Raw genomic sequence first — 22,506 nt, 5'->3', positions numbered from 1 at the left:
CGTTTACTTTACTACTTTTTCAAAATCTGATGCCGGGTGCTTGCACAAAGGACATATAAAGTCATCCGGTAATTCCTCGCCTACATATTCATATCCGCAAATTCTGCAACGCCATATTGTCTGACCGCCCTCTGTTTTTCCAACCTCCTGTGGCTTAGGCTTAATATTATTCTGATAATAATCATATGTTACTGAAGGAACATTGCTTAAAACTTCCATATCGGTTATCTCACCGATAAACATCGTATGTGAACCCAAGTCCTCTGTTTTAGTAACTGTCACAGAAATGTATGCATTTGTACCTTCTGTAATATAATAAATACCATTCGTGCCCCTGACACACTGCTCAAATGCTTCAAACTTATTGGTATCTCTTCCTGATTGGAAGCCAAAATGTTTGAACAATTCAAATTGTGCCTTCTGACTTAAGACTGATACAGTAAATTTTCCGGTTCTTTGAATCATATCATGCGTATAATTTGCCTTATTCACACAGATACTTAACTGGTTTGGTTCCGAAGCTGCCTGAATGGCTGTATTAATGATGCATCCGTTATCTTTTTCTGCTTCTTTAGTGGTCAATATAAACAGTCCATAACTCAACTTATACATTGCTTTCCTATCCATGCTGTTCCTCCTTTACCTTCTCCCTGCATTTCGGGCAAATGCCTTTAAATGAAATATCATAATCCACAAATTCAATTCCATGAGTGTTATGAATTCTTTCCATCAAATCCGGTATTTGATCCATATCCACATCAAAAACTTCACCGCACTTTATACATCTTACATGGTAATGATTTTTCAATGTAAAATCAAATCGGTTCGGTCCATCCGGAACTTCAACCTTTCTTAATGCACCTTCCTCTACCAATATATCAAGATTTCTATATACAGTTCCTTTTCCGATTGCAGGATATGCTTCTTTTATAAATTCATACACTTCATTTGCCGTAACGTGTCTTCTCATTTCGTATACGGTATTTCTTACAAGATCTTTTTGAATGGTATTTCTCCTACTTGTCATTTGCCCTCCTTATTAGGATTAGTTCTTAATAAGGATTATATACCACTATCATCCTGTTGTCTATAAAAATAGTAATAATTCTCATTATTATAATAGCTGCCAAACTGAGCATCTTTTACCTGAATAACTATTTTATTTTGCGTTCAAATACATATTCTGAATCTGAAGATAAATCAGACCTAAACGAATATCCGAGTCTGTCAAATTTCTGAATCTCCACCGGATTTTCAATATTATTTTCCGCTATGAATCTGACCATTTCACCACGAGCCATCTTGGCATAAGTACCTTTTGTTACCAATTTATCTCCGGATAACTCACAAAATACAATCGTAATATATCTGTCCTGTGATGTCAGATACTTTTCTATACATTTTGAGTATTCTTTTGATGCAAGATTAATGATAATCCTACTGTCATCTTTCACTGAGCGGTATAACAATTCTCCCCAGTACTCATACAGATTTTTTGCATCTCCAATTCCAACCTTTGCCTGCATTTCAAGACGATAAGGAGTCACACCATCCATTGGTTTTAAAATGCCATAAAACGCAGACAAGATTCTTAAATGATTTTGCAAATACTCAAACTGCTGGATTTCAAACACAGATGGTGCCATATATTGAAATGCAATCCCTTCATATGCTAAAACAGCCGGGGTAAGCCTGTTATAAAGATCCATATTTTCCAATCGGTTAAAGTTCTGTTCTGCAATCTTGTCATTACATTTCCAGATAGCTTTCAGTTCTTCTTTTGATTTGCTTTTCATCCAGTTTAATACTTCAGCTGTCTTATCAATATAGACAGGCAGTTCAACCGGTGCTAAGTTATCGGTATCTACAATCATCTTTTTTGCAGGTGATAAAATAATCTTCATTATGCCAATTCCTTAAGCATATTTTCAGGATCATCTGCCGCCTTGACTTTATCATTTGCCTTTATAATGATTCCCTGCTCATCAATAAGATAAGTAGTTCTTACGACACCCATAGATACTTTTCCATAATTTTTCTTTTCTTTCCAGACATCATATGCTTCAATAACTTTACGCTCCGGATCTGCTAATAGCGTAAATGCCAGTCCGTATTTTTCTTCAAATCTCTTATGAGACGCTACAGAGTCCTTGCTTACTCCGAGAATAACAGCGCCCTTCTCAGTAAACTGTGGATAACGCTCAGAAAAGCCACATGCCTGCTTCGTACATCCTGGTGTATTATCCTTTGGATAAAAATATAAGATTACTTTTTTCCCTGCATAATCGCTTAATTTATGCATTTCTCCGTTCTGATCCGGCAATTCAAAATCCGGTGCTTTTATTCCTAACTCTAACATTTACTATTCCTCCGCTTTTGTATTTTCCACCTGTTTTCTTGTTCTTTTATTATATGAAATCATTTTATGACCAGAATAGACTGCCATAATCATGCATATTAGAGAGCCAAATGCAAAGCATTTGTGTGCTGCTTTTAACCCTTTATATCCTGTATAAAAAGTTCCAACCATTGTAACTATTGCTCCGATTGACCAATATTTATGTGCTTTCATTTTATACCTCCAAATTGATTAAGCTGTTTCCAAAATAAATATCTCTGGATCATTAAAAATATTATACACTCCATCCATTACTTTCGACAAGTAGGGAAAGAAAAATAATCATTCCAAATACAAAAGGATGTATCACGGTAATTCTGGCATTACCTTGACGCATCATTTCGTGTTGTATTTTTTTATTCTTCTTAATGACAACTATGGCTTCCGCATCCATGCTCACCACACGTATGTCCTTCCCCATGGTTGTGCTCATGGTGAGAACACTTCACATCCGGATTATAATCAAGCGTATCATTGATAAAAGCTTCTACTGCTTTATCCGCATCTCCTGAAACTCCGCCAAAAAGCTTAATGCCCGCTGCCGCTAACGCAGTCTGAGCACCTCCTCCGATTCCGCCGCAGATCAAAACATCAGCATTTAATGCATTAAGAACTCCTGCCAATGCACCATGTCCGCTTCCATTCGTATCTACTACTTCTGAATGTAGCACTTTTCCTTCCTCTACATCGTAAATCTTAAATGTCTCTGTGTGTCCAAAGTGTTGGAAAATCTGTCCATTTTCATATGTTACTGCTATTCTCATGATACCTTCTCCTTTTTCTACTGCATATTTTTGATAAATCTCATGTTTGTAACATCCTCCAAAGCTGCAGTAGCTGCTCTGACCGTCACAGATTATGAAATTCCCACCCTCAATTTTAAGCGGATGTCCATCAATGAGAGCATCTGCTATTTTCTTTCTGGCAATCTCGTAAATCCGTTGGACCGTCGTTCTTGCGATCTGCATAGATTCTGCACACTGCTCCTGACTGTAACCTTTTTTGTCCAAAAGACGGATTGCCTCGTACTCATCTACCGTCAGAACAATGGGCATTTTTTTCTCAGTATCATCTGCCGGAAGAAATTCTAAAACATTTGGGAAATGGCAGACTTTTCTACATTTTACTGGTCTCGGCATGAAATTGCTCCTTTCTCGCTTTTCTTATATAATAGTCCTATAAAGGGCATATGTCAATTATTCGATTGACGCATCTTAAAAAAGCAAGTATACTATGTTCATAAAGGAGATAACTATTATGAGTTTCAAAAATTATTTTCCACTATGGAATGACTTAAATACAGCACAGAAAAAACTAATTTCAGACAATTTGATCACACAGCATGTGAAAAAAGGAACAATCATTCACAACGGGAGCATGGATTGTACCGGATTATTACTGATTAAATCTGGGCAGCTTCGAACTTACATACTTTCAGATGAAGGACAGGAGATTACACTTTACCGTCTGTTCGATATGGATATGTGTCTTTTATCCGCCTCATGTATCATGCGTTCTATTCAATTTGAAGTAACCATTGAAGCAGAAAAAGATACGGATCTTTGGATCATCCCTGCTGAAATCTATAAAGGCATCATGAAAGAATCTGCTCCTGTCGCAAACTATACCAATGAGTTAATGGCTACCCGTTTTTCTGATGTCATGTGGCTGATTGAACAGATTATGTGGAAGAGTTTGGATAAGCGTGTTGCTTCATTTCTTTTAGAAGAAACATCCATTGAAGGAACAAATGAACTGAAAATCACTCACGAAACTATCGCAAACCATCTTGGTTCCCACAGGGAAGTTATCACTCGAATGCTTGGATACTTTCAAAGCGAAGGACTCGTCAGACTCTCTCGAGGCAAAATAACAATCCTTGATTCGAAAAGACTGGAAACACTACAAAGATCATAAAACTTTTTTTCTCTAAAGAATCCTCCATTTATCAGAATTATGAAAGTCATTCTAATAAATGGGGGATCTTTTTATACTACAATCAAACTATAAAAATATTTTATTTATTTCTAATAATCCATACCACATGCATATGATCTTTCAATCAGTGCACGGTCATTGACCACTGCATCATAGAAGCGAAATCCGCCAGAAAAATTATACGTTTCATAACCGTTTCCTTCCAGAATACGGCTCGCAATATAACTGCGCAGACCACTCTGGCATATCAGATACACAGGCTTTCCTATCTCAATTTCACTAATTCGTTCTCTCAGTTCATCTACAGGTATGTTTTTGAATCCATCAATATGCCCCCTGCTGAATTCACCTACAGTTCTCACATCTAGCAACACCACATCTTTATCTTTAGAAATCTTGTCCATATCTTCCAAATGCCATTGCTTTAATGTCCCTTTTACAATATTGTCTATCATAAATCCAGCCATGTTTACCGGATCCTTGGCAGAAGAATAAGGTGGTGCATATGCCAGATCCAGATCTTTCAACTGGGTTGCATTCAGCCCCGCATGAATTGCTGTTGCCAGCACATCAATACGTTTATCAACTCCTTCATATCCAATAATTTGAGCGCCAAGTAAACGATAGCTCTCTTTTTCAAAAACCACCTTCATGGTCATCACTTTTCCACCGGGATAGTAACTGGCATGACTCATAGGAGAAAGAATTACTGTATCTACCTCTAATCCTGACTTTTTGGCATTGGTTTCATTGATACCTGTAGTGGCTGCTGTCATATCAAACACTTTTATAACGGAGCTTCCCTGACTGCCCAGGTAACGACTATCACCGCCACAAATATTATCAGCGATGATTCTGCCCTGTTTATTGGCTGGTCCTGCCAAAGAAATCAACGCATCATTACCCGTAATATAATGTTTTACCTGAACTGCATCACCTGCAGCATAAATATCCGGTACAGAGGTTTCCATTCTGTCATTCACTACAATACTTTCCTTGATGCCAAGTTCCAGACCGGCTTCTTTTGCTAATACTGTGTCTGGTGTGACTCCGATTGCCAGAACTACCATATCAGCCTGAAGGGATGGATTATCTTTCAACAGAACCTCCACTCCGTTGTCTTTTTCTTTAAATCCTTCTACTGTATAACCCAGTACCAGTTTTATCCCATGCTTTCTCATTTCATTATGGATCATGGATGCCATATCAGGGTCAAAAGGGTTCATCAGCTGCTTAGGACGCTGGACAATCGTAACATCCATGCCAAGCTCCCTCAAATTTTCTGCCAGTTCCAGACCAATAAAACCGCCACCTGCCAATACAGCCGATTTGGGATGATTCTTATTTATATATTCTTTTATCCGAAAAGTGTCTTCTACAGTACGAAGTGTAAAAAGTTTATCAATACCTACTCCGGGAAGTCTCGGCTGTGTAGGCTTTGCACCCGGAGAGAGGATTAGCTTATCATAGTTTTCTTCAAATATTTCACCGTTTTCTAAATTCTTAACTGAAACAGTTTTACATTCGGGATGTATTGAGATAACTTCATGATGAATTTTCATGTTAATACGGAAGCGTTTAAAAAAACTCTCTGGTGTCTGTAGTGTAAGTTCTTCCGGGTCTGTGATCACGTCTCCAATATAATATGGAAGTCCACAATTTGCATAGGATATGTATCCGGATCTTTCAAACACAGTAATTTCAGCATGTTCATTCAGTCTGCGTATTCTTGCTGCAGCTGTAGCTCCTCCGGCTACACCGCCTACAATTATTACCTTCATCTTATTTTTCCACCTTTCCTGAGTAAGCTGCAATGCCACCGATATTATTTACTTTAGAATATCCCATTCGTTGCAGTATCCCAGTTGCCTGGCGGCTTCGTGAACCGGAATAACAGTATACAAACAGTGGAATATCCTTATTCTTCGCTACAGAAGCAATATTGTCAAGTTGCTGCAACGGCACATTTTTACTTTCTGGTATATGTCCTTCCTGATATTCCTGCAGTGTACGTACATCCAGCAGAACTGCATCATCAGTCCTTTTATATTCTTCTATGCCTTGATTAATATTCGACTGTTTAAAGAGATCGAAAAATCCCATTAGCACACCCCCCTAAAGCATTTCTAAAATCGCATTCTTAGGTCTCGCCCCTGAAACCTGCTGTACAATCTTCCCATTCTTCATAACCACTAAAGTTGGAATGCTCATAATACTGAACTTATTTGCCAGTTCAGGCTCTTCATCTACATTAATCTTTCCAACTTTAATATCTCTACGCTCACTTGCAATCTCCTCTACAATAGGTACTACCATACGGCAAGGCGCACACCAAGATGCCCAAAAATCTAAAAGAACGGGTTTATCGGAATTCAGTACTTCGTTCTGAAAATTATCTTTATTGATATTAATAGCAGACATTTTACAGTCCTCCTTATCTTTTTCTTTTTGTAGATTTATTATAGTCTTAATTTCATTTATTTTCCGTGATTACATCACCATACCTCATTAACTTAACTTCTTGCCATACCATCTACACTTAATATAACACCTGTAATGTAACTCGCCTCATCTGAAGCAAGAAACACAAACGCATTGGCAATGTCTTCTGGCTGTCCAAGACGACGCAATGGAATTCTTTCAATCATAGGTCCGATAACTTCCTTTGGCACAGCTTTCATCATATCAGTTTCTGTAATCCCAGGTGCAACAGCATTAACACGAATACCTTTAGGTCCTAGTTCTCTTGCTAATGATACAGTCAATCCGTTTACTGCAAACTTCGATGCTGGATAAGCAACCCCACTTGGCTGTCCCGAAATACTCACCATGGAAGAAGTTGAGAGAATGACCCCATTGCCTCTTGCCACCATACATTCTGCTGCTACACGAGTAGTATTAAATACTCCTTTTACATTTAGGTCAATGACTTTATCAAAAGTCTCCTCTGTATAATCCATAAATGAGGTATTTTCTGAAATTCCTGCATTATTTACCAGTATGTCTACACATCCATATTTTTCAGTTGCCTCTTTAAAAGCCTTTCTGACAGACTCCAAGCTTGCCAGATTTGGACTAATTCCAGCAACTATTGCATTGGGATATTTTTCTTTTAATTTATCTACAGCAACATCTGCTGATTTCTGTGAACTTGCTGCCAACACAACTGAAGCACCTTCCTTCAAGAATTTATCAGCTGTAGCAAATCCTATACCACGACTGCCACCCGTAATGATTGCAACTTTATCTTTTAATCTCATTTAGACTACCTCCTTACTTAGTTTATAACTATATTATAAGCAAAAGGTAAATTATTTTCTGTGATATCATCACAAAACAATTGATTCATTCACTGCAAAATATAAGAACCACCTTTCTGCCTTGATCTTGGTGGTTCTTTGTGTAATATATGAAATTTCTAAGAGTCTTAATAAAGAGAAACACAAGATTAGTAGCGACGATTTCCTTGCTTTCTACGATTATCTTCTCTAAACCTGCTACTTTTTCTGTCGAAGCAATGTGAAGTCAACAATCATCTATGCTGCATTTTGTTATTGTGGATAATATCGATTAAATATCTTTACCGCTAAAATGATATAAAAATAGGAACTAAATATGATTTGATCAGCACTCTTTGCTGATAAAGTTGAATATGTCAACAAAGGTGTTCCAATTTTGCAGGGCAAGCATATTACTTCTGGAAAAATAGATTATAAGGATGCACGCTACCTTGATAAAGAAAAATATGAACCAATTTATTATCCTAAATATGTTCCAAAGGCTAATGATATTCTATTGGCAAACGATAAATGATGTATGTTTTTGCAAGAACAAATTTCTTCTCTGCCATAAGCTTCTGTTCAATAATATCCTGAATATCTTCAACTGCCATCTCATCAAAGCCACGGTTTTCAATAGAAGCTAATATATTATAAATCTGTTCCTCACTAATTCTTTCTTCCTGGTCGACTTCTGTGTTCGCCTTCTGAATAGCTGATACAATTTTGTTACGATCATAAGTAGCTCTATGACCGTCACGTTTAATAACACTTATCATTTTTTTCGTTCTTTCTTCTTCATATATCATGTATACAGCATTAAAAATACGATAATAATGCTGTTCTATATTAAACACAATTAAATACATTGTGCTTTTTAGGCAATAAAAAAGCGATGTGTTAAACTATGATAATCAAGTAAGGTGTTTAACTCTTTCGCATGCATTAGATTATAGCACTAAGCTAAATGAATGTCTACCAAATATTGTGAAAATTAAAAAGCAAAAACACAATATATAGTGTTTGCAAAATGAATGCCCTAAATAAAGGGATGGAACAAAAAAAGAAAAATTGTCAAGTGAAAAATAAATTAATTTAATTAAGTGATATATATTTTATTTGAATGCAATTATAAATTTAAAGAGAAAAATATATTGCATATGTGAATGAAATTAAAAATCATTCTTCATCTTGATTCGGTTTTCTTTTCGTTTAAGGGCACAGTCCCACTCGGCCTGCTGAAATTCATTTTCAATGATAAGCGGTGGAACTTTTGTTGGTCTGTTATTAGCGCCCATTGCAACCATTACAAAGAAAGCTCTGTTAATAGGGTGGCGCATTCCTTCATTATTTTCAACATAAGTATCTATGCGAACTTCCATTGAAGTGTTTCCGGTATATGTTACATAACCGATAATTACCAGCAAATCATTTACATAGGCTCCATCTTTAAAGTCTAAATGGTCGATTGCAGCAGTTGTTACATTATTGCAGCCGGAATGGCGCTTTGCAACAATTCCTGCAATTTCATCAAGCATAGAAAGTAATGCTCCGCCAAATAAACGACCGCCACCATTTAAATCACATGGCTTTATTACATGTACCTGCTCAGTCCTTGAAAAAGAGACTGTTTTTCTATTAATATTTTTTCTATTCATATATAAACACGCTCCTTTGTTACATCGTAAGAGTAAAATTATTTTATAACATACATACATATGTCATATTAGAATCCAAAGTATAATGCAATGATTCTTTTAGTTCTGCTAAAAGTTCTTCTGCATCTTCGCTATTCATTGCCTCCTCATAAACCTTTTGTGCCTCTTGCAAATCATCCGGTATCTCATCATTTAATAAATCGTACGCCTTTGATAAATACGAATCTGATAAATACTTATAGAATACTAACCCTAATAAATATGTCTTATATTCATTCGCATCAATCTTACCTCTTAATACATCCGCCCCACTCCATAAAACCTGAAGTAAGTCCTTTCCTTCTGTCATTTTACTCCTCCTTTATTTGTCATATATGTTTCTTAGATTTCTAATCGTTTAAATATAAATTTTCAACCGCTTATTTCACATAATTTGTTACCTTTATATTTTAATATATATTTCTTAATTTTCCAATTAAAAATATATTGCTCAAAAAAACATCAAGAACGACAAAATTTGCTACTGTCATTAGCATTAATTTTATTTTCCCGGACGACATATCATCACCAACCCACCATTATGATAATTGCCCAAGCATACTCCGTGTGCCTCATCCACTGCCTCAACCATTTTTCCATTGCCTACATAAATACCCACGTGGCTGATATTTTTGTATCTTCCATTGGTTGTGTAGTTATAAAATATCAAGTCTCCTGGCTGTATGTCTTTTTCCTTAAATGTTTTGCCTTTCAGCCCTTCTGCTTCTGCAGCTGCAGTGGTTGAGCCGCCAAATGCTATATCAATACCTGCTGATTTCCATGCGTAGTATGCCAGCGAACTACAATCAAATGCCTTTCCACTGTTTCTTAAATTCTGACTATACGGATATCCTACCTTAGACAATACAAATGATGCCACGGTCTTTTGTGCCTGATTTGTTATTTTGTCAGTTATGCTTGTTATTTCCTGTGGGGTAAGGCTTCCCTGCAAGCCACTTAGCTGACTTCCACCTGTCTGACTGCCTGACGGATTGCTTGTAATGCAGGCACTCATTAGCTGATTAAGTGTTTCCTTTCTTTCCTCATCAAACTGATACTGCTCTGACATTTCCGTGTAGCTTTTTAATGTAATTCTCACTTCAAGGTACTTTTTCTTCTTTTTGCCCTTTTTGTCTGTTACATTTTCTGTTGTATACTTGCACATGTCATCAAACACTGCCTTTAAATTCTGCTTGTTTGCTTCATTCATTTTTGTTGCCGTGTTTTCGTAACCATATTTCACCATGTACACGCACATGATGTCATAATAGTTTGAAGGCTCGCTGTTCATTCCCTCATAGTCCACATACACCTTTCTGCCCTCATCTGCATCCTTGTGTTCATCCACCAGTGTCTGTATTTCCTGATTAAATTCAGATACGTACTGCGTTGTTACAGTCTGTATTGTGTCTCCACTTTCAAGTGATGGAAGAAATATTGCAAACGGTGAATTATAAAGCACCGCTATGATTGCAAACACAATTCCTGTTGCAACCATTACCACTATGAGTATTGGAACAACCAACGGTGCAAGCAGGGATGCCACCTGCTTAATCATGTATACCATCTTGTTTTTTATCAGGCTTCCTGCAAGTTTGAATATGCTATCGTTTTGCTCATCACCGGGCTTTAGCTTGTCCATGAAATATTTCATCATCCTGCTTTTTTGCTCTGCCCTGTAAAATGTGTTTTCAATCTTCATCCCCACTGCTTCACCTGCAGCCATTCCAATCAATGTGCCTTCAGGACCTGACGCTAAACCGGCAACTGTGGTGCCGGTTTTTACTGCAAGTTTTTCGCCTTCCTTGGTAACTTCCTTTGTTATATCCTTGGCTACCTTTTTGGATGTTTTCTTTGCCACATTTTTTGAAGCATTCTTTGCTGACTTTTTGGCAAATTCTTTTCCCTTGTTTGAAGCTTTCTTTCTGATTTTCTTGCCTGCCACTTCCTTTTGTAGTTTTGACGTGCTCACCTTTTTCCTGATTCGATTACCTTTGCTTATTGCCCCTTTTACAGGTCTTATTGCAATGCCTGTTGCCTCAAATGCTCCATCAATGTTTTCACCACCCTCAACATTTTCAGTAGTAGCTGACTTAGCTATTTTTCCTACTGATGTTACACTTCTCCCTGCTCTGGTTGTCATTGACTTATTGTCAATCTTTGTTTCATTTTTTTTATGAATCTTTCCGGTCCTTTTCTTGTGTATTTCTGTGTTAACTTCTTTTTCCTTGTTTATTTTCATGTTGTCCTCCTTGATTTTGGGTAAAAAATAACGCCAGATTAGTTCCTTGCTAACTTGGCGTTTGCATATTATTTATTTTTCTTTTCATTCGTAATAAAAACTAGATTTTTCCAAACTATATCCATAATCAATTACTATCTACACTCCTCCTATTTCCATCTTCTCATACAGATTAGTGTTATACAGCTTGTACAACTCGCTGTTCTTTGTTATCACGTTATCAAATGGCACCATTCTGCTTCCGCATTTTATGAGTCCACATCCTGACGGTGAATCTATTACATAGTTAAGTTGCTCCTCTGATATTTCCAGCGACTCCACTATCTTTTCTATGTCCTTGCTTGACTGATTTAAAAGAAGTATGAATGCTGAGTTTGAAAGCATTGTTGTGCTTGTCTCACTCATTAAAAGGTCCACTATGTTCTGTGTTATTCCTGTACAAAGACCTCCCTGCTTTCTTACCTTTTTCCACATCTGGCGTAGATATTCTGCACTGAACGGAGAATTTAAAAGAACATGCACTTCATCAATGTAAAACCATGTTGCTATTCCCCTTTCACCATTGTCAATTATCTTCTGCTGTATTGTTTCCATCATTACCAGCATTGCAAGTGGGGCAAGGGATTCTCCAAGGTCTCTTATTCCATACACAATAAGTCACGTAATTGTAATACTCGCACTCTGCATAAAGATATTCATTTCCAAGCTCATCCTTCATTGTCTTGTATGAATTGCTGTTTATTTCAACTGTTACAGGACTCTTGTTTACCTTGTAACCTTCAGGTCCCTCGATTTCGTATACCTTGTATGTTCCTGCCTTAAGCTTCTCATAAGTAATGATTTCTCCTGTATCATCAGTTACAAATCTGTCCACAACAACAATTGCGTTTCCATTACTGTATTTCTGTGTCACAAGTGTCTCATTTCCATCTTCATCCGCCTTGTAAATCTGATATGTTGTGCCTTTCTTTAAGACTGTCTGATGTGTTTTTGAATCCTTCTTCACGATTTTTAAGTATGCTGTAAATTCAGGATTGTTTAATAAGTACTGATAAGTTTTACCGTTTTCAGTTACATTCACATAAAAGTCAGAACATTTTTCAGTATTGTCTGCTCCAACGGTCTGATGAACCACATATGTACCATATGGTAACTGCTTTGACTTGGCATAACCGTTTAAGTCTGTTGTAAGAATGTCTCTTTCAGTTGCCTTTGCCTTGTCGTAAGAGCCTGCACTTGCAAGATAAATCTGAAACTGTGCACTCTTTTCAAATGATACAATGCCTGCAGTTCCGTTACCCATGCCCTTAATGATTGCCACATCACCCTTGATTGGCTTTTCTGAAACCTGTTTTTCAACTGAATTGTATTCTGCTGTGAAGTTTGCACCATACTGTACAGTTCTGCACCTTCTTTATATCTAACAAATTTCTTAGCTAATGCTTTCGTTTCTCTTACTGTTCCTGCACTATTAACCATTATTTTTCCTCCTTCAATCTAAGTTTTCTGATGTGTTGTTCTAAAATATGTCTGTTAACTCTTACCATTTTGCCAATCTTATAAACTGCACCTGACTCTCTACATATTCTTATAAAAGGTTTCATTCCCATCTTGTAATACTCTGCACCTTGCTTGAAGGTAATAAAATCCCTCTGTAACATGTCAATATCCTGTTCATCAATGTCATATGAATACATCCAAATATTTCCACTCATATTCTGCTCACCTCCTATTTCTTTGCTGGTTCATGAAATTGCTCTAAATATTCATTAAAAATATCTCTGTTAATCAATACATATCCATCAATTCTGTAAATAGCCCCAGCCTTGCTTGCCAATTCAAACAATTTTTTATGTTGAATACTATAAACATGTTCTGCTTCCTGATACCTTAAAAACTTCTTTTCAAGATTTCTTCTTTTTTCCTTAACTTCTTTAATTGGCATAAATTCTTGTTTTCTTTCCATAATAAATCTCCTTAATAAAAATTTGAGTCTATGCAAAATAGCAACAAAAAAGACACTTTTTAAAAATTGCTTTTTAAAAAGTGTCCTAATTAGGATTAACTATTATATAGTTGTTTGACAGTTATATATCTCATATTGATACATAACTCTTCGTATAAACCTTCTGATTTGATGTCAATTTGATGTCAATTTGATGTCAAATTTAATTTAAACCTCTGCAAACCCTTTATTTATGAGCTTTATTTATCCAACTGCTTCATTGTCGGGAATAATAACACGTCTCTGATAGCTGCTGAATCTGTAAGTAACATACACATTCTGTCGATACCAAATCCGATACCGCCTGTTGGTGGCATACCGATTTCAAGTGCGTTCATGAAATCTTCATCTGTTGTATTAGCTTCTTCATCACCAAGTGCTAATAATTCTTCCTGAGCCTTGAATCTTTCTCTCTGATCAATTGGATCGTTAAGTTCTGAGTAAGCATTTGCCATTTCCCAGCCGTTCATGAAGAATTCGAAACGTTCAACATATTCAGGATTTTCGGGTTTCTTCTTTGTTAAAGGAGAAATCTCAATTGGATGATCCATAATAAATGTTGGCTGAATAAGGTGTTCTTCAACAAATTCCTCAAAGAATAAGTTTAAGATGTCACCCTTCTTATGGTGTTCTTCGTATTCTACATGATGTTCTTTTGCAAGTTCTCTAGCCTGTTCAACTGTTTCAACTTCGTTCCAGTCTACTCCTGCATATTTTTTAACTGCATCAACCATTGTAAGTCTTTCAAATGGCTTGCTTAAATCCATTTCGATTCCATTGTAAACAATCTTTGCACTACCACATACAGTTTCTGCAAGATGTCTGTAAAGATTTTCTGTTAAATCCATCATGCCGTTGTAATCTGTGTATGCCTGGTATAATTCCATAAGTGTAAATTCAGGGTTGTGTCTTGTATCAACACCTTCATTACGGAAAACTCTACCGATTTCGTATACTCTTTCTAAGCCACCTACAATAAGTCTCTTAAGGTAAAGCTCTAATGAAATACGAAGTTTAACATCTTCATCTAATGCATTAAAATGAGTTTCAAATGGACGGGCTGCTGCACCACCTGCATTGTGTACAAGCATAGGTGTTTCAACTTCCATGAATCCCTGTCCGTCTAAGTATCTTCTAATTTCGCCGATAATCTTTGAACGCTTAACAAATACGTCCTTTGCTTCCTGATTCATAATAAGGTCTAAATATCTCTGACGATATCTTAAGTCTGTATTTGTTAAACCATGATGCTTTTCAGGTAAAATCTGTAAACTCTTTGTAAGTAAAGTTACTTCTGTTGCATGAATACTCATTTCACCTGTCTTTGTCTTAAATGGATATCCCTTAATTCCAACAATATCACCAATATCCATCTTCTTGAAGTCTTTGTATTCTTCAAATGGTTCTTCACAGATTTCGTTTCTTGCAACGTAAACCTGAATATTTCCCTGTAAATCCTGAATGTTACAGAATGAAGCCTTACCCATTACACGCTTTAACATAATACGACCTGCAACAGATACAAGCTTTGAAGGATCCTTTATTAACTTGCCTTCTTCATCATGTCCACATTCTAATTCGTCAAAATGTTCTTTAATTTCCATGCTGTGATGTGTTACATCATACTTTGTAATCTGGAAAGGATCTTTGCCTCTTTCCTGTAAGTCAGCTAACTTTTCGCGACGCACCTTTAAAAGTTGCTTTGTATCAACTTCCTGGTTGTTATTCTTATTTTGTCCTGCCATTTTTCTCTCCTCTGTTTTCGCAATTTAAAGCGCACCCGTAGTGCGCTCTTTATATTTTAAATATATTTATTTAGTCTTCTTAATTTCAAGAACTTTGTATTTTGAAACTGTTTCACCAATTTCAACTTCTACAACATCACCAACTTCGTGACCGATTAAAGCTGTTCCAATAGGTGATTCGTTTGAAATCTTGCCCTGTAAACTGTTAGTCTGTGTTGAACCAACAATGCTAAATTCAAGATCTTCATCATATTCAAAATCATGAATTACAATATGGCATCCAACACTAATCTTTGTATCATCAATATCATCTTCTCCAACAACTTCTACGTTCTTGAGGATTTTTTCGATTTCTTCGATACGAGCTTCAATATCTCTTTGTTCATCTTTTGCTGCATCATATTCAGCATTTTCTGATAAGTCACCCTGTTCTCTTGCTTCTTTAATCTTCTGAGCAACTTCTTTACGTTTATTTACCTTTAAATCTTCTAATTCAGCCTCAAGTTCCTGAAGACCTGCATAAGTAAGTATATTTTTCTTTGCATTATCTGCCATTATTGCTTCCTCCAATCAAATTTGTTCAAAGTTTTACACTTTATAATAACAAGAGCCTTTGCCATTGTCAACAAAAACCCCTTTATATTTTCCTTATTTTCCTAGATAAATTAAGGGTTTTCCAGTTTTTTCATCTGTAAGTACATATATATTGCAATCTCGCATTTATTAAGAACTCTTTTAGCACATCTATACCGCATTCTCTCGTTTATTAAGTCTTTTAGCCTACGCACTACAATCTCTCATTTATTAAGTCTTTTAATTCTTCATATGTTTCCATTGTGTTACACAATCTTCTTAATTCAGCAGAATGTGGCAAACCACCTGTGTACCAGGCTATGTGTTTTCGCATTTCGTGAACTCCGGTATATTCACCTTTGTACTCCACAATAAGGTTGGCATGTTTTAAAATCATTTCCTTTACTTCCCCAGATGTTGGCTTGTCTATGAGCTTTCCTGTGTTTAAATACTCATTTATCTGTTTAAATATCCAAGGATTTCCTCTTGCTGCACGCCCAACCATAAGCCCGTCACACCCGGTATATTCTTTCATTGCTTTGGCATCTTCCGGTGTAAAAATATCACCATTTCCAATAACGGGTATATTAACCGCTTCTTTTACCTGTTTGATTGCATCCCAGTCAGCTTTTCCACTGTAGTATTGTTCCCTTGTACGCCCATGGACTGCAATGGCTGATACACCACAAGCTTCTGCAATTTTTGCAATTTCTGTTGCCTGCAGTTCTCCATCTTTAAATCCTTTTCTTATTTTAATTGTTATGGGCTTAATGCTTTCCTTAACCATTTTTGTTAAAATTTCTTCAACAAGCTTTGGCTGAGTTAATAAATATGAACCTTCATGATTATTAACAATCTTAGGAACCGGACAGCCCATGTTAATATCAATAAAATCACAGGCTCCATAGGAAACTCTGCCTGTAATTTCTGCCATTATATCCGGATCTGAGCCAAACAACTGAATTCCTATTGGATGCTCGTCTTCGTCAATAGCAAGTAAATCTTTTGTTTTTTTATTGTTATATAAAATAGCCTTTGCGCTAACCATTTCAGAATATAAAATTCCGCATCCCTGCTCTTTGCAAAGCAGACGAAATGGCAGGTCCGTTACGCCTGCCATTGGTCCTAACGCTAAAGGGTTTTGAATTTCAAGATTACCAATTTTCATTATTCTATCCCTTTATTAGTTATTTTTTATTCTTTTCGTATATAATTCGCATTCCCTGCAAAGTAAGTTCTTTATCATATACATCGATACAGTCTGTGTTTTTGTATATAACATTTCCAAGACCACCTGTAGCAATAACTTTAAGGTCTTTTATTTTGCTTTCTTCCTTAATCTTATTGACAATATATTCAGTCTGACCTATATAACCATACACAATTCCTGCCTGCATGTTAGTGATTATGTCTTTTCCTAAAATAGAGTCAGGTTTTTTGATTTCAACTTCAGGAAGTTTTGCTGTTCCATCCCATAATGCTTTTGCACATATTTGAATTCCTGGTGAAATAACACCGGCTTCTAATGTACCGTTTTCGCTTATAAGGTCATAAGTTGTGGCTGTGCCAAAATCAATTACAATACATGGACCGCCATACAACTCATAAGCTGCAACAGCATCTACAATTCTGTCTGCTCCTACTTCTCTTGGATCAGTTCTGTTGATTTTTATTCCTGTTTTTGTGCCAACTCCTACAATAATAGGTTTGATTCCAAAATACTTCATTATACCACTGTTTAGTGAATACATTACTTTTGGAACAACAGAGGCAATTATTACATCGCTTATGGATGAAATGTCTATGCCTTTTCTCACTATCATTTCAGCAATCAATGAACCATATTCATCTGATGTTCTTGCTGACTGAGTCTTAAGTCGCAAATTTGCAAAAACTTTATCTCCTTTAAATAATCCCAATGTGATATTTGTATTTCCTACATCTACTGTTAGTAACATTATTCCGTTTCTCCTAAAACAAACACTTTATAGTACATTTCAAGAGCTTCTAAAAGCTCTCTTTTCTCTAATTGAATCTGATGAATCTTCAATCCGCTTCCGATTTCATCGTATAGCAAGTCGCCCTCGTCAGCCTGAGTTATAAGCTGCAGGTAACCATCTTCATCATATTCAACTATTAGTGTTCCACCTACCTCTTCAGTAAACATAACACACATAATTTGTAATTCCTGTTTTACCTGTTCCGGTAAATTGTTAAATTTAGGATTCAAATAATACTTTTTTTCATAGGAATTTGCCCCACACAAAACTCTATCTTCATTGTACATAATATTTTCACCTGTTTTATTTTTGCTTAATATCAGGGCATATCTTACATTAAAATACATTACTTTTCAAGTATTCTTTAACATCAAATATGCCCCAAGTATTATAACTAAACTTTAATAATCTGAATTTTCATAATTCTACATTATATTAAGTTTTTAATTTTTCTGATTTCTACATAATATTATTCTTTAATAACTTCTGCAAGTGCTTTTACGCTTCCTGCAATTCCCTGAATATCTGATGGGATAATAATCTTTGTAGCCTGACCATCTGCTGCTGCGGCAAAGGCTTCTAAACTCTTCATTGTAAGAACAGCTTCATCTGCTCCTGCTTCCTTAATTACCTTAATACCATCAGCTGTAGCCTGCTGCACCTTCAAAATAGCCTGGGCTTCACCCTCAGCTTCAAGAATCTTCTTCTGCTTCTCAGCGTCAGCCTTAAGAACTGCTGCTTCCTTGTCAGCCTGAGCATTTAAGATTGCTGCTTCTTTCTTACCTTCTGCAATAAGAACCGCTGACTTCTTCTCACCTTCAGCTCTAAGAATCTGTTCACGTTTCTCACGTTCGGCACGCATCTGTTTTTCCATTGCTTCCTGAATATCTCTTGGTGGAATAATGTTCTTAAGTTCGACTCTGTTTACCTTAATTCCCCATGGATCAGTTGCAACATCTAATTCTGTACGCATTTTTGCATTTATTGTTTCTCTTGATGTAAGTGTTTCATCAAGTTCCAAATCACCAACAATATTTCTAAGTGTTGTTGCTGTAAGTGACTTAATTGCCACTATTGGATTTTCAACACCGTAAGCATATAACTTTGGATCTGTAATCTGATAGAAAATAATAGTATCAATCTGCATTGTTACATTATCTCTTGTAATAACAGGCTGTGGTTCAAAGTCTGCAACCTGTTCCTTTAAATTAACTCTTCTTGATATTCTATCAAGAAAAGGCACCTTAAAGTGAATTCCTACAGACCATGTTTCTTTATATACGCCTAATCTTTCAATAACATATGAATGTGCCTGTGGTACAATCTTTACACATGTTGATGTGACAACAATTGCCAACACTATAACTACTAATAAAATTTCCATTTTTCTCCTCCTTATTTATATCTATTCTTTAATTTTCACAATAGCCTTAACACCCTCAATGGCTACAACTTCAACTAATGTGTTTTCCGGTATTATATCTTCATTAACGCTTCTGGCTGTCCATTCCATTCCGTCAATAAGAACCATTCCTTTTGCATTAATATTGTCTATTTCAGAAATAACTTTTCCGGTCTTTCCTTCCATTGATTCCACATTAGTCCTCTCGGCTTTGTTATTAATGTACTTTACCGCAATAGGTCTAAGCACTAACAATACGATTACCGTAACAACTATAAAAACAATTGCCTGAATAATCCAGTTCCCGGTAAACAATGATGTAACACAGGCAGCCAAAGCTCCAATTGCAAACCATATACAGGTCATTCCAAGGGAAATCAACTCCAGTGCCGCAAAAACTACAAACACTATTAACCATCCAATATAATTCATACGCCCTCCTTTTCTATATTTAACTGTTAGTTACATTTCTCTTACGGTCACAATGTCTACATTATATTATGTATAAATTCCCAATATAATGTGTTTATCTTTTGTAACCCTAATATTTGTTCAGTTAAAGAGCATTATAGCATTTGTGATAAAAAAAAGAAATCCCATTATAAAGGATTTCTTAAATGTATTTTATTTAAACTGTACATATTCCTGTTTTACATATCCATTATTGCCATTATAGTCAATTTCTATCCATTCACCGTCTTCTGCAATAATATCAAATTCATCTCCCTGCTCAGCGATTCCCAATGCCTCCGAATCTTCTGTGGCATCCTTTCTAACATTCAAAATATCAGTATTAATAACTATCTTAGAGCCCGTTGTGTTTTCAGTTTCAATATGTGTGTCCTCTACTGTTGCATCATTTCTATCAACTGCCGCTACTTTTTGCTCATCCTTATTTTTCACATCAATTGATTCTTTCTCACTAACAACCAACTGAGAGCTGTCTACTAAAACAATCTTGTCATTTCTTCCAATTACTGATGCGATTGTAATAATAGAAGCTATTGCAAATACTGCAATATAAAATATTCTATTTCTATGTATGTACAACTGTTTCTTTAATTCTTCTTTATTATTTATGTTCATCCTATTAACACCCAAACTAATCTATCTAATGCTTTAACAAATGTAGTCACTTACAATTAGTATTTATATAGAAATTCTATATCTTTAATTTAATAATTCATTTTTGTTACATATGTTAAATTTGTGTTCGTCATCTGTAATAAAATTTTAACAATTTTTCGACATAGTGTCAATGAAATATCTACTCTTTTCTTCCTATGTACATAAACTTCCAATCTTCCTTATAATCTTTTATTTGTCCACATATATATTATTTTTAACTTTTATTTCCATAATTTTATTACAAAAATATTCGCTTTTTTTGGCAAATGTTACAAACTTCAAGGTAAATCGTTGCATAATTTATTTAGTAGATGTATGATATTTGCGTGAAAGACAATTAAATTAGGGTTGATATATACTAATACATTAATACATGACTTGATTCACCCTGGTTAAATTCAAGGAGGATTATTTATTATGGCAACTAAAAAGGGAAACACAATCAGTACAAAAGCAGCTGAAACTAAAACAGAACCAAAGCAGGTTACTGTTTCTTCAATATTCAACGCAGAAGCAGAAAAGAAAACTACTGCTAAAGCTACTACAGAGAAGAAGGTTGTTGCTACTGAAGCAAAAAAAGTTACTGAAACAAAGAAGACTACTGCAGAAGCAAAGAAAGCTCCAGCTAAGAAAGCTGAAGAAACAAAAGCAACTGCTAAGAAGGTTGAAGAGCCTAAGAAAACAGTTACAAAGAAAGCTACAACAACAGAAAAGAAAGCTACTAAGACTACAGCTAAGAAAACAGCAGCTAAAAAGACTACTAAAAAAGAGTCAAACTTATATGTTCAGTTCCAGGGAATGGAATTTGATGCTAAGCAGATTGAAGAAGCTGTAAAGGCTGACTTCAAGGCAAAAAATAAAAAGAGAACAATAAATTCAGTTTCTATTTATGTAAAACCTGAAGATATGAAAGCATACTATGTTATCGATGGCATCATCGGTGATGTTGCTTTATAGGATTTAATTAAGAATCCATAAAAAATAGTTCCAAATGATATTGTTACATACAAAACAAATATCTTTGGAACTATTTTTTTGCAATTATTTTTTTAAAATTATTCTTTTTTTGTACCAGCTCATCTATAGTGGTACGTCTTCTATTCTTTGACGTTTTCTACAAAGTCATTTAATTTCTTTGCTAAAGCGTCTGCATCTAGTCCATGTACCAAACATGCTTCCTCTAAAGATTCTCCCTGAGCAGATGGACAGCCCACACAATGCATTCCCTCACTTAATAGAATTGGTATACATCCCATGTGAATGTCAATTATATCTGAAATAATCATATCTTTTGTTATTCTAGCCATTGAAATCCTCCATTACATCTTTTCAGGTTCAGGATAATCCTGACCGAAAGTTTCAACTGTAACTTTTTTCATTTTCTGTTCTTCTAAAGGCTTATCCATATAATCTGTTGCAACTGCTGCAATCTTATCAATAATATCTTCACCTTCTACAACTTTTCCAAAAGCTGCATACTGACCATCAAGATGTGGTGATGTTTCATGCATAATAAAGAACTGTGACCCTGCTGAATTTGGTTCCATTGTTCTTGCCATTGAAAGAACACCCTTTGTATGCTTTAAGTCATTTGCAAAACCATTATATGAAAATTCACCCTTAATAGAATATCCAGGTCCACCTACGCCTGTTCCCTGTGGATCTCCACCCTGAATCATAAAACCTCTGATTACTCTGTGGAAAATTACTCCATCATAAAAACCTTTGTTTACTAAGCTTATAAAGTTATTTACTGTATTTGGAGCGATTTCAGGATATAATTCAGCCTTCATTACGTCTCCGTTTTCCATTTCGATTGTTACTATTGGATTCTGTGCCATTTTTCTCGTTCCTTTCTATTAAAATATTCTAAGTGCCAGACTTTATATTGCCCTGACAACCATTTTCTTATTTTGTCCAAAATTAAATTTCGGATTTCTAAATATTCTAACACATTTATTTTCACAGTACAACTTGCCTCTTTTCCAATATGAAACTTGCCTCTTTTTCAATATAAAACGCGTCTTTTATTCTTAATAATGTAGCGCTTTTATGTACCGGCATAATTTACTTTTTCTTACATTGTATCGGTGCATATAG

At 35.6% G+C, this 22,506-nt stretch carries 30 protein-coding genes; 2 read left to right on the top strand and 28 right to left on the bottom strand.

Features of this window, described 5'->3' with window-relative positions:
• Nucleotides 1–3: 3 nt before the first annotated feature.
• The 6 genes from ACZM4J_RS00795 to ACZM4J_RS00770 form a co-directional block, all read right to left on the bottom strand.
• A complete protein-coding gene (locus ACZM4J_RS00795) occupies nt 4–627 on the bottom strand; it encodes a flavin reductase family protein (protein WP_215715700.1) in 624 nt (207 codons plus the stop codon).
• Nucleotides 620–1,027, bottom strand: coding sequence for a Fur family transcriptional regulator (locus ACZM4J_RS00790; RefSeq protein ID WP_195557051.1), 408 nt, complete (start codon nt 1,025–1,027; stop codon nt 620–622). Before ACZM4J_RS00790 ends, ACZM4J_RS00795 begins: the two co-directional genes overlap by 8 nt.
• A 127-nt stretch (nt 1,028–1,154) precedes the next feature.
• Nucleotides 1,155–1,904, bottom strand: a complete 750-nt coding sequence (gene yaaA / locus ACZM4J_RS00785; protein ID WP_195557052.1) for a peroxide stress protein YaaA — start codon at nt 1,902–1,904, stop codon at nt 1,155–1,157.
• Nucleotides 1,904–2,359 (bottom strand): thioredoxin-dependent thiol peroxidase, encoded by a 456-nt coding sequence (gene bcp / locus ACZM4J_RS00780; RefSeq protein ID WP_015516635.1) that lies wholly within the window; start codon nt 2,357–2,359, stop codon nt 1,904–1,906. The genes yaaA and bcp overlap by 1 nt, the downstream gene beginning before the upstream one ends.
• Nucleotides 2,360–2,362: 3 nt before the next feature.
• Nucleotides 2,363–2,572, bottom strand: a complete 210-nt coding sequence (locus ACZM4J_RS00775; protein WP_195557053.1) for a DUF6219 family protein — start codon at nt 2,570–2,572, stop codon at nt 2,363–2,365.
• Between the two features lie 191 nt (nt 2,573–2,763).
• The gene (locus ACZM4J_RS00770; protein WP_195557054.1) at nt 2,764–3,537 is read right to left on the bottom strand and encodes a DUF134 domain-containing protein; all 774 of its coding nucleotides are present in this window, start codon (nt 3,535–3,537) and stop codon (nt 2,764–2,766) included.
• A gap of 118 nt (nt 3,538–3,655) precedes the next feature.
• Between ACZM4J_RS00770 and ACZM4J_RS00765 the strand changes: the two genes are divergently transcribed.
• Nucleotides 3,656–4,315 carry a Crp/Fnr family transcriptional regulator gene (locus ACZM4J_RS00765; protein ID WP_243271794.1) on the top strand — a complete coding sequence of 220 codons (660 nt, stop codon included), beginning with the start codon at nt 3,656–3,658 and terminating at the stop codon, nt 4,313–4,315.
• A 110-nt stretch (nt 4,316–4,425) separates the two neighbouring features.
• On the opposite strand, the gene ACZM4J_RS00760 is transcribed toward ACZM4J_RS00765, so the two are convergent.
• The 20 genes from ACZM4J_RS00760 to ACZM4J_RS00665 all read right to left on the bottom strand — a co-directional run bounded on the left by ACZM4J_RS00760 (nt 4,426) and on the right by ACZM4J_RS00665 (nt 20,364).
• Nucleotides 4,426–6,117, bottom strand: a complete 1,692-nt coding sequence (locus ACZM4J_RS00760; RefSeq protein WP_195557056.1) for an FAD-dependent oxidoreductase — start codon at nt 6,115–6,117, stop codon at nt 4,426–4,428.
• Nucleotide 6,118: 1 nt separating this feature from the next.
• Nucleotides 6,119–6,439 carry a rhodanese-like domain-containing protein gene (locus tag ACZM4J_RS00755; protein ID WP_195557057.1) on the bottom strand — a complete coding sequence of 107 codons (321 nt, stop codon included), beginning with the start codon at nt 6,437–6,439 and terminating at the stop codon, nt 6,119–6,121.
• 12 nt (nt 6,440–6,451) lie between these two features.
• Nucleotides 6,452–6,757 (bottom strand): thioredoxin, encoded by a 306-nt coding sequence (trxA, locus tag ACZM4J_RS00750; RefSeq protein WP_195557058.1) that lies wholly within the window; start codon nt 6,755–6,757, stop codon nt 6,452–6,454.
• Between the two features lie 92 nt (nt 6,758–6,849).
• Nucleotides 6,850–7,596 carry an SDR family NAD(P)-dependent oxidoreductase gene (locus ACZM4J_RS00745; protein WP_195557059.1) on the bottom strand — a complete coding sequence of 249 codons (747 nt, stop codon included), beginning with the start codon at nt 7,594–7,596 and terminating at the stop codon, nt 6,850–6,852.
• Nucleotides 7,597–8,117: 521 nt separating this feature from the next.
• Entirely contained in the window at nt 8,118–8,393 is a 276-nt protein-coding gene (locus ACZM4J_RS00740) for an ATP cone domain-containing protein (RefSeq protein ID WP_207721392.1), read from the bottom strand.
• A 393-nt stretch (nt 8,394–8,786) separates the two neighbouring features.
• Complete coding sequence (locus tag ACZM4J_RS00735; protein ID WP_118030563.1) at nt 8,787–9,272, bottom strand: acyl-CoA thioesterase; 486 nt, start codon at nt 9,270–9,272, stop codon at nt 8,787–8,789.
• Nucleotides 9,273–9,315: 43 nt separating this feature from the next.
• Nucleotides 9,316–9,621 carry a type I restriction-modification system subunit M N-terminal domain-containing protein gene (locus ACZM4J_RS00730; RefSeq protein ID WP_243169527.1) on the bottom strand — a complete coding sequence of 102 codons (306 nt, stop codon included), beginning with the start codon at nt 9,619–9,621 and terminating at the stop codon, nt 9,316–9,318.
• Between the two features lie 192 nt (nt 9,622–9,813).
• The gene (locus ACZM4J_RS00725) at nt 9,814–11,553 is read right to left on the bottom strand and encodes a C40 family peptidase (RefSeq protein ID WP_489485449.1); all 1,740 of its coding nucleotides are present in this window, start codon (nt 11,551–11,553) and stop codon (nt 9,814–9,816) included.
• Between the two features lie 138 nt (nt 11,554–11,691).
• Nucleotides 11,692–12,147 (bottom strand): TraG/VirB4 family ATPase, encoded by a 456-nt coding sequence (locus tag ACZM4J_RS00720; protein WP_412397395.1) that lies wholly within the window; start codon nt 12,145–12,147, stop codon nt 11,692–11,694.
• Nucleotides 12,119–12,874, bottom strand: a complete 756-nt coding sequence (locus tag ACZM4J_RS00715) for an MSCRAMM family protein (protein ID WP_412345591.1) — start codon at nt 12,872–12,874, stop codon at nt 12,119–12,121. The genes ACZM4J_RS00720 and ACZM4J_RS00715 overlap by 29 nt, the downstream gene beginning before the upstream one ends.
• Nucleotides 12,875–13,031: 157 nt before the next feature.
• Entirely contained in the window at nt 13,032–13,268 is a 237-nt protein-coding gene (locus tag ACZM4J_RS00710; RefSeq protein ID WP_118030579.1) for a DUF6462 family protein, read from the bottom strand.
• Nucleotides 13,269–13,282: 14 nt separating this feature from the next.
• Nucleotides 13,283–13,519: a DUF6462 family protein gene (locus ACZM4J_RS00705; protein ID WP_118030580.1), complete on the bottom strand. Its 237-nt coding sequence runs from the start codon at nt 13,517–13,519 to the stop codon at nt 13,283–13,285.
• Between the two features lie 239 nt (nt 13,520–13,758).
• Entirely contained in the window at nt 13,759–15,303 is a 1,545-nt protein-coding gene (gene lysS, locus ACZM4J_RS00700) for a lysine--tRNA ligase (protein WP_117999419.1), read from the bottom strand.
• A gap of 66 nt (nt 15,304–15,369) precedes the next feature.
• The gene (greA, locus tag ACZM4J_RS00695; protein ID WP_022166261.1) at nt 15,370–15,858 is read right to left on the bottom strand and encodes a transcription elongation factor GreA; all 489 of its coding nucleotides are present in this window, start codon (nt 15,856–15,858) and stop codon (nt 15,370–15,372) included.
• Between the two features lie 232 nt (nt 15,859–16,090).
• Nucleotides 16,091–17,044, bottom strand: coding sequence for a tRNA dihydrouridine synthase DusB (gene dusB, locus ACZM4J_RS00690; RefSeq protein ID WP_302689745.1), 954 nt, complete (start codon nt 17,042–17,044; stop codon nt 16,091–16,093).
• Between the two features lie 19 nt (nt 17,045–17,063).
• A complete protein-coding gene (locus ACZM4J_RS00685) occupies nt 17,064–17,834 on the bottom strand; it encodes a type III pantothenate kinase (RefSeq protein WP_022166263.1) in 771 nt (256 codons plus the stop codon).
• Nucleotides 17,834–18,163 (bottom strand): DUF6145 family protein, encoded by a 330-nt coding sequence (locus ACZM4J_RS00680; RefSeq protein ID WP_117999416.1) that lies wholly within the window; start codon nt 18,161–18,163, stop codon nt 17,834–17,836. Before ACZM4J_RS00680 ends, ACZM4J_RS00685 begins: the two co-directional genes overlap by 1 nt.
• Before the next feature lie 182 nt (nt 18,164–18,345).
• Entirely contained in the window at nt 18,346–19,260 is a 915-nt protein-coding gene (locus tag ACZM4J_RS00675) for an SPFH domain-containing protein (RefSeq protein ID WP_022166265.1), read from the bottom strand.
• Nucleotides 19,261–19,281: 21 nt separating this feature from the next.
• The gene (locus ACZM4J_RS00670; RefSeq protein WP_022166266.1) at nt 19,282–19,710 is read right to left on the bottom strand and encodes an NfeD family protein; all 429 of its coding nucleotides are present in this window, start codon (nt 19,708–19,710) and stop codon (nt 19,282–19,284) included.
• A 192-nt stretch (nt 19,711–19,902) separates the two neighbouring features.
• Nucleotides 19,903–20,364 (bottom strand): SH3 domain-containing protein, encoded by a 462-nt coding sequence (locus ACZM4J_RS00665; protein ID WP_117999414.1) that lies wholly within the window; start codon nt 20,362–20,364, stop codon nt 19,903–19,905.
• 459 nt (nt 20,365–20,823) lie between these two features.
• Here ACZM4J_RS00665 and ACZM4J_RS00660 point away from each other — a divergent pair, with 459 nt between their 5' ends.
• Entirely contained in the window at nt 20,824–21,363 is a 540-nt protein-coding gene (locus ACZM4J_RS00660) for a DUF6465 family protein (protein WP_302689746.1), read from the top strand.
• Between the two features lie 140 nt (nt 21,364–21,503).
• Here the strand turns inward: ACZM4J_RS00660 and ACZM4J_RS00655 are convergent, their stop codons facing one another.
• Nucleotides 21,504–21,713, bottom strand: a complete 210-nt coding sequence (locus tag ACZM4J_RS00655; protein ID WP_022166269.1) for a DUF1858 domain-containing protein — start codon at nt 21,711–21,713, stop codon at nt 21,504–21,506.
• A gap of 12 nt (nt 21,714–21,725) precedes the next feature.
• Nucleotides 21,726–22,247, bottom strand: coding sequence for a peptidylprolyl isomerase (locus ACZM4J_RS00650; RefSeq protein ID WP_022166270.1), 522 nt, complete (start codon nt 22,245–22,247; stop codon nt 21,726–21,728).
• Between the last annotated feature and the right edge of the window lie 259 nt (nt 22,248–22,506).

The sequence above is a fragment of the Eubacterium sp. genome (assembly GCF_057858645.1).
Note: the sequence above shows the minus strand (reverse complement) of the source record. Positions and strands in the feature narration are given on the sequence as shown.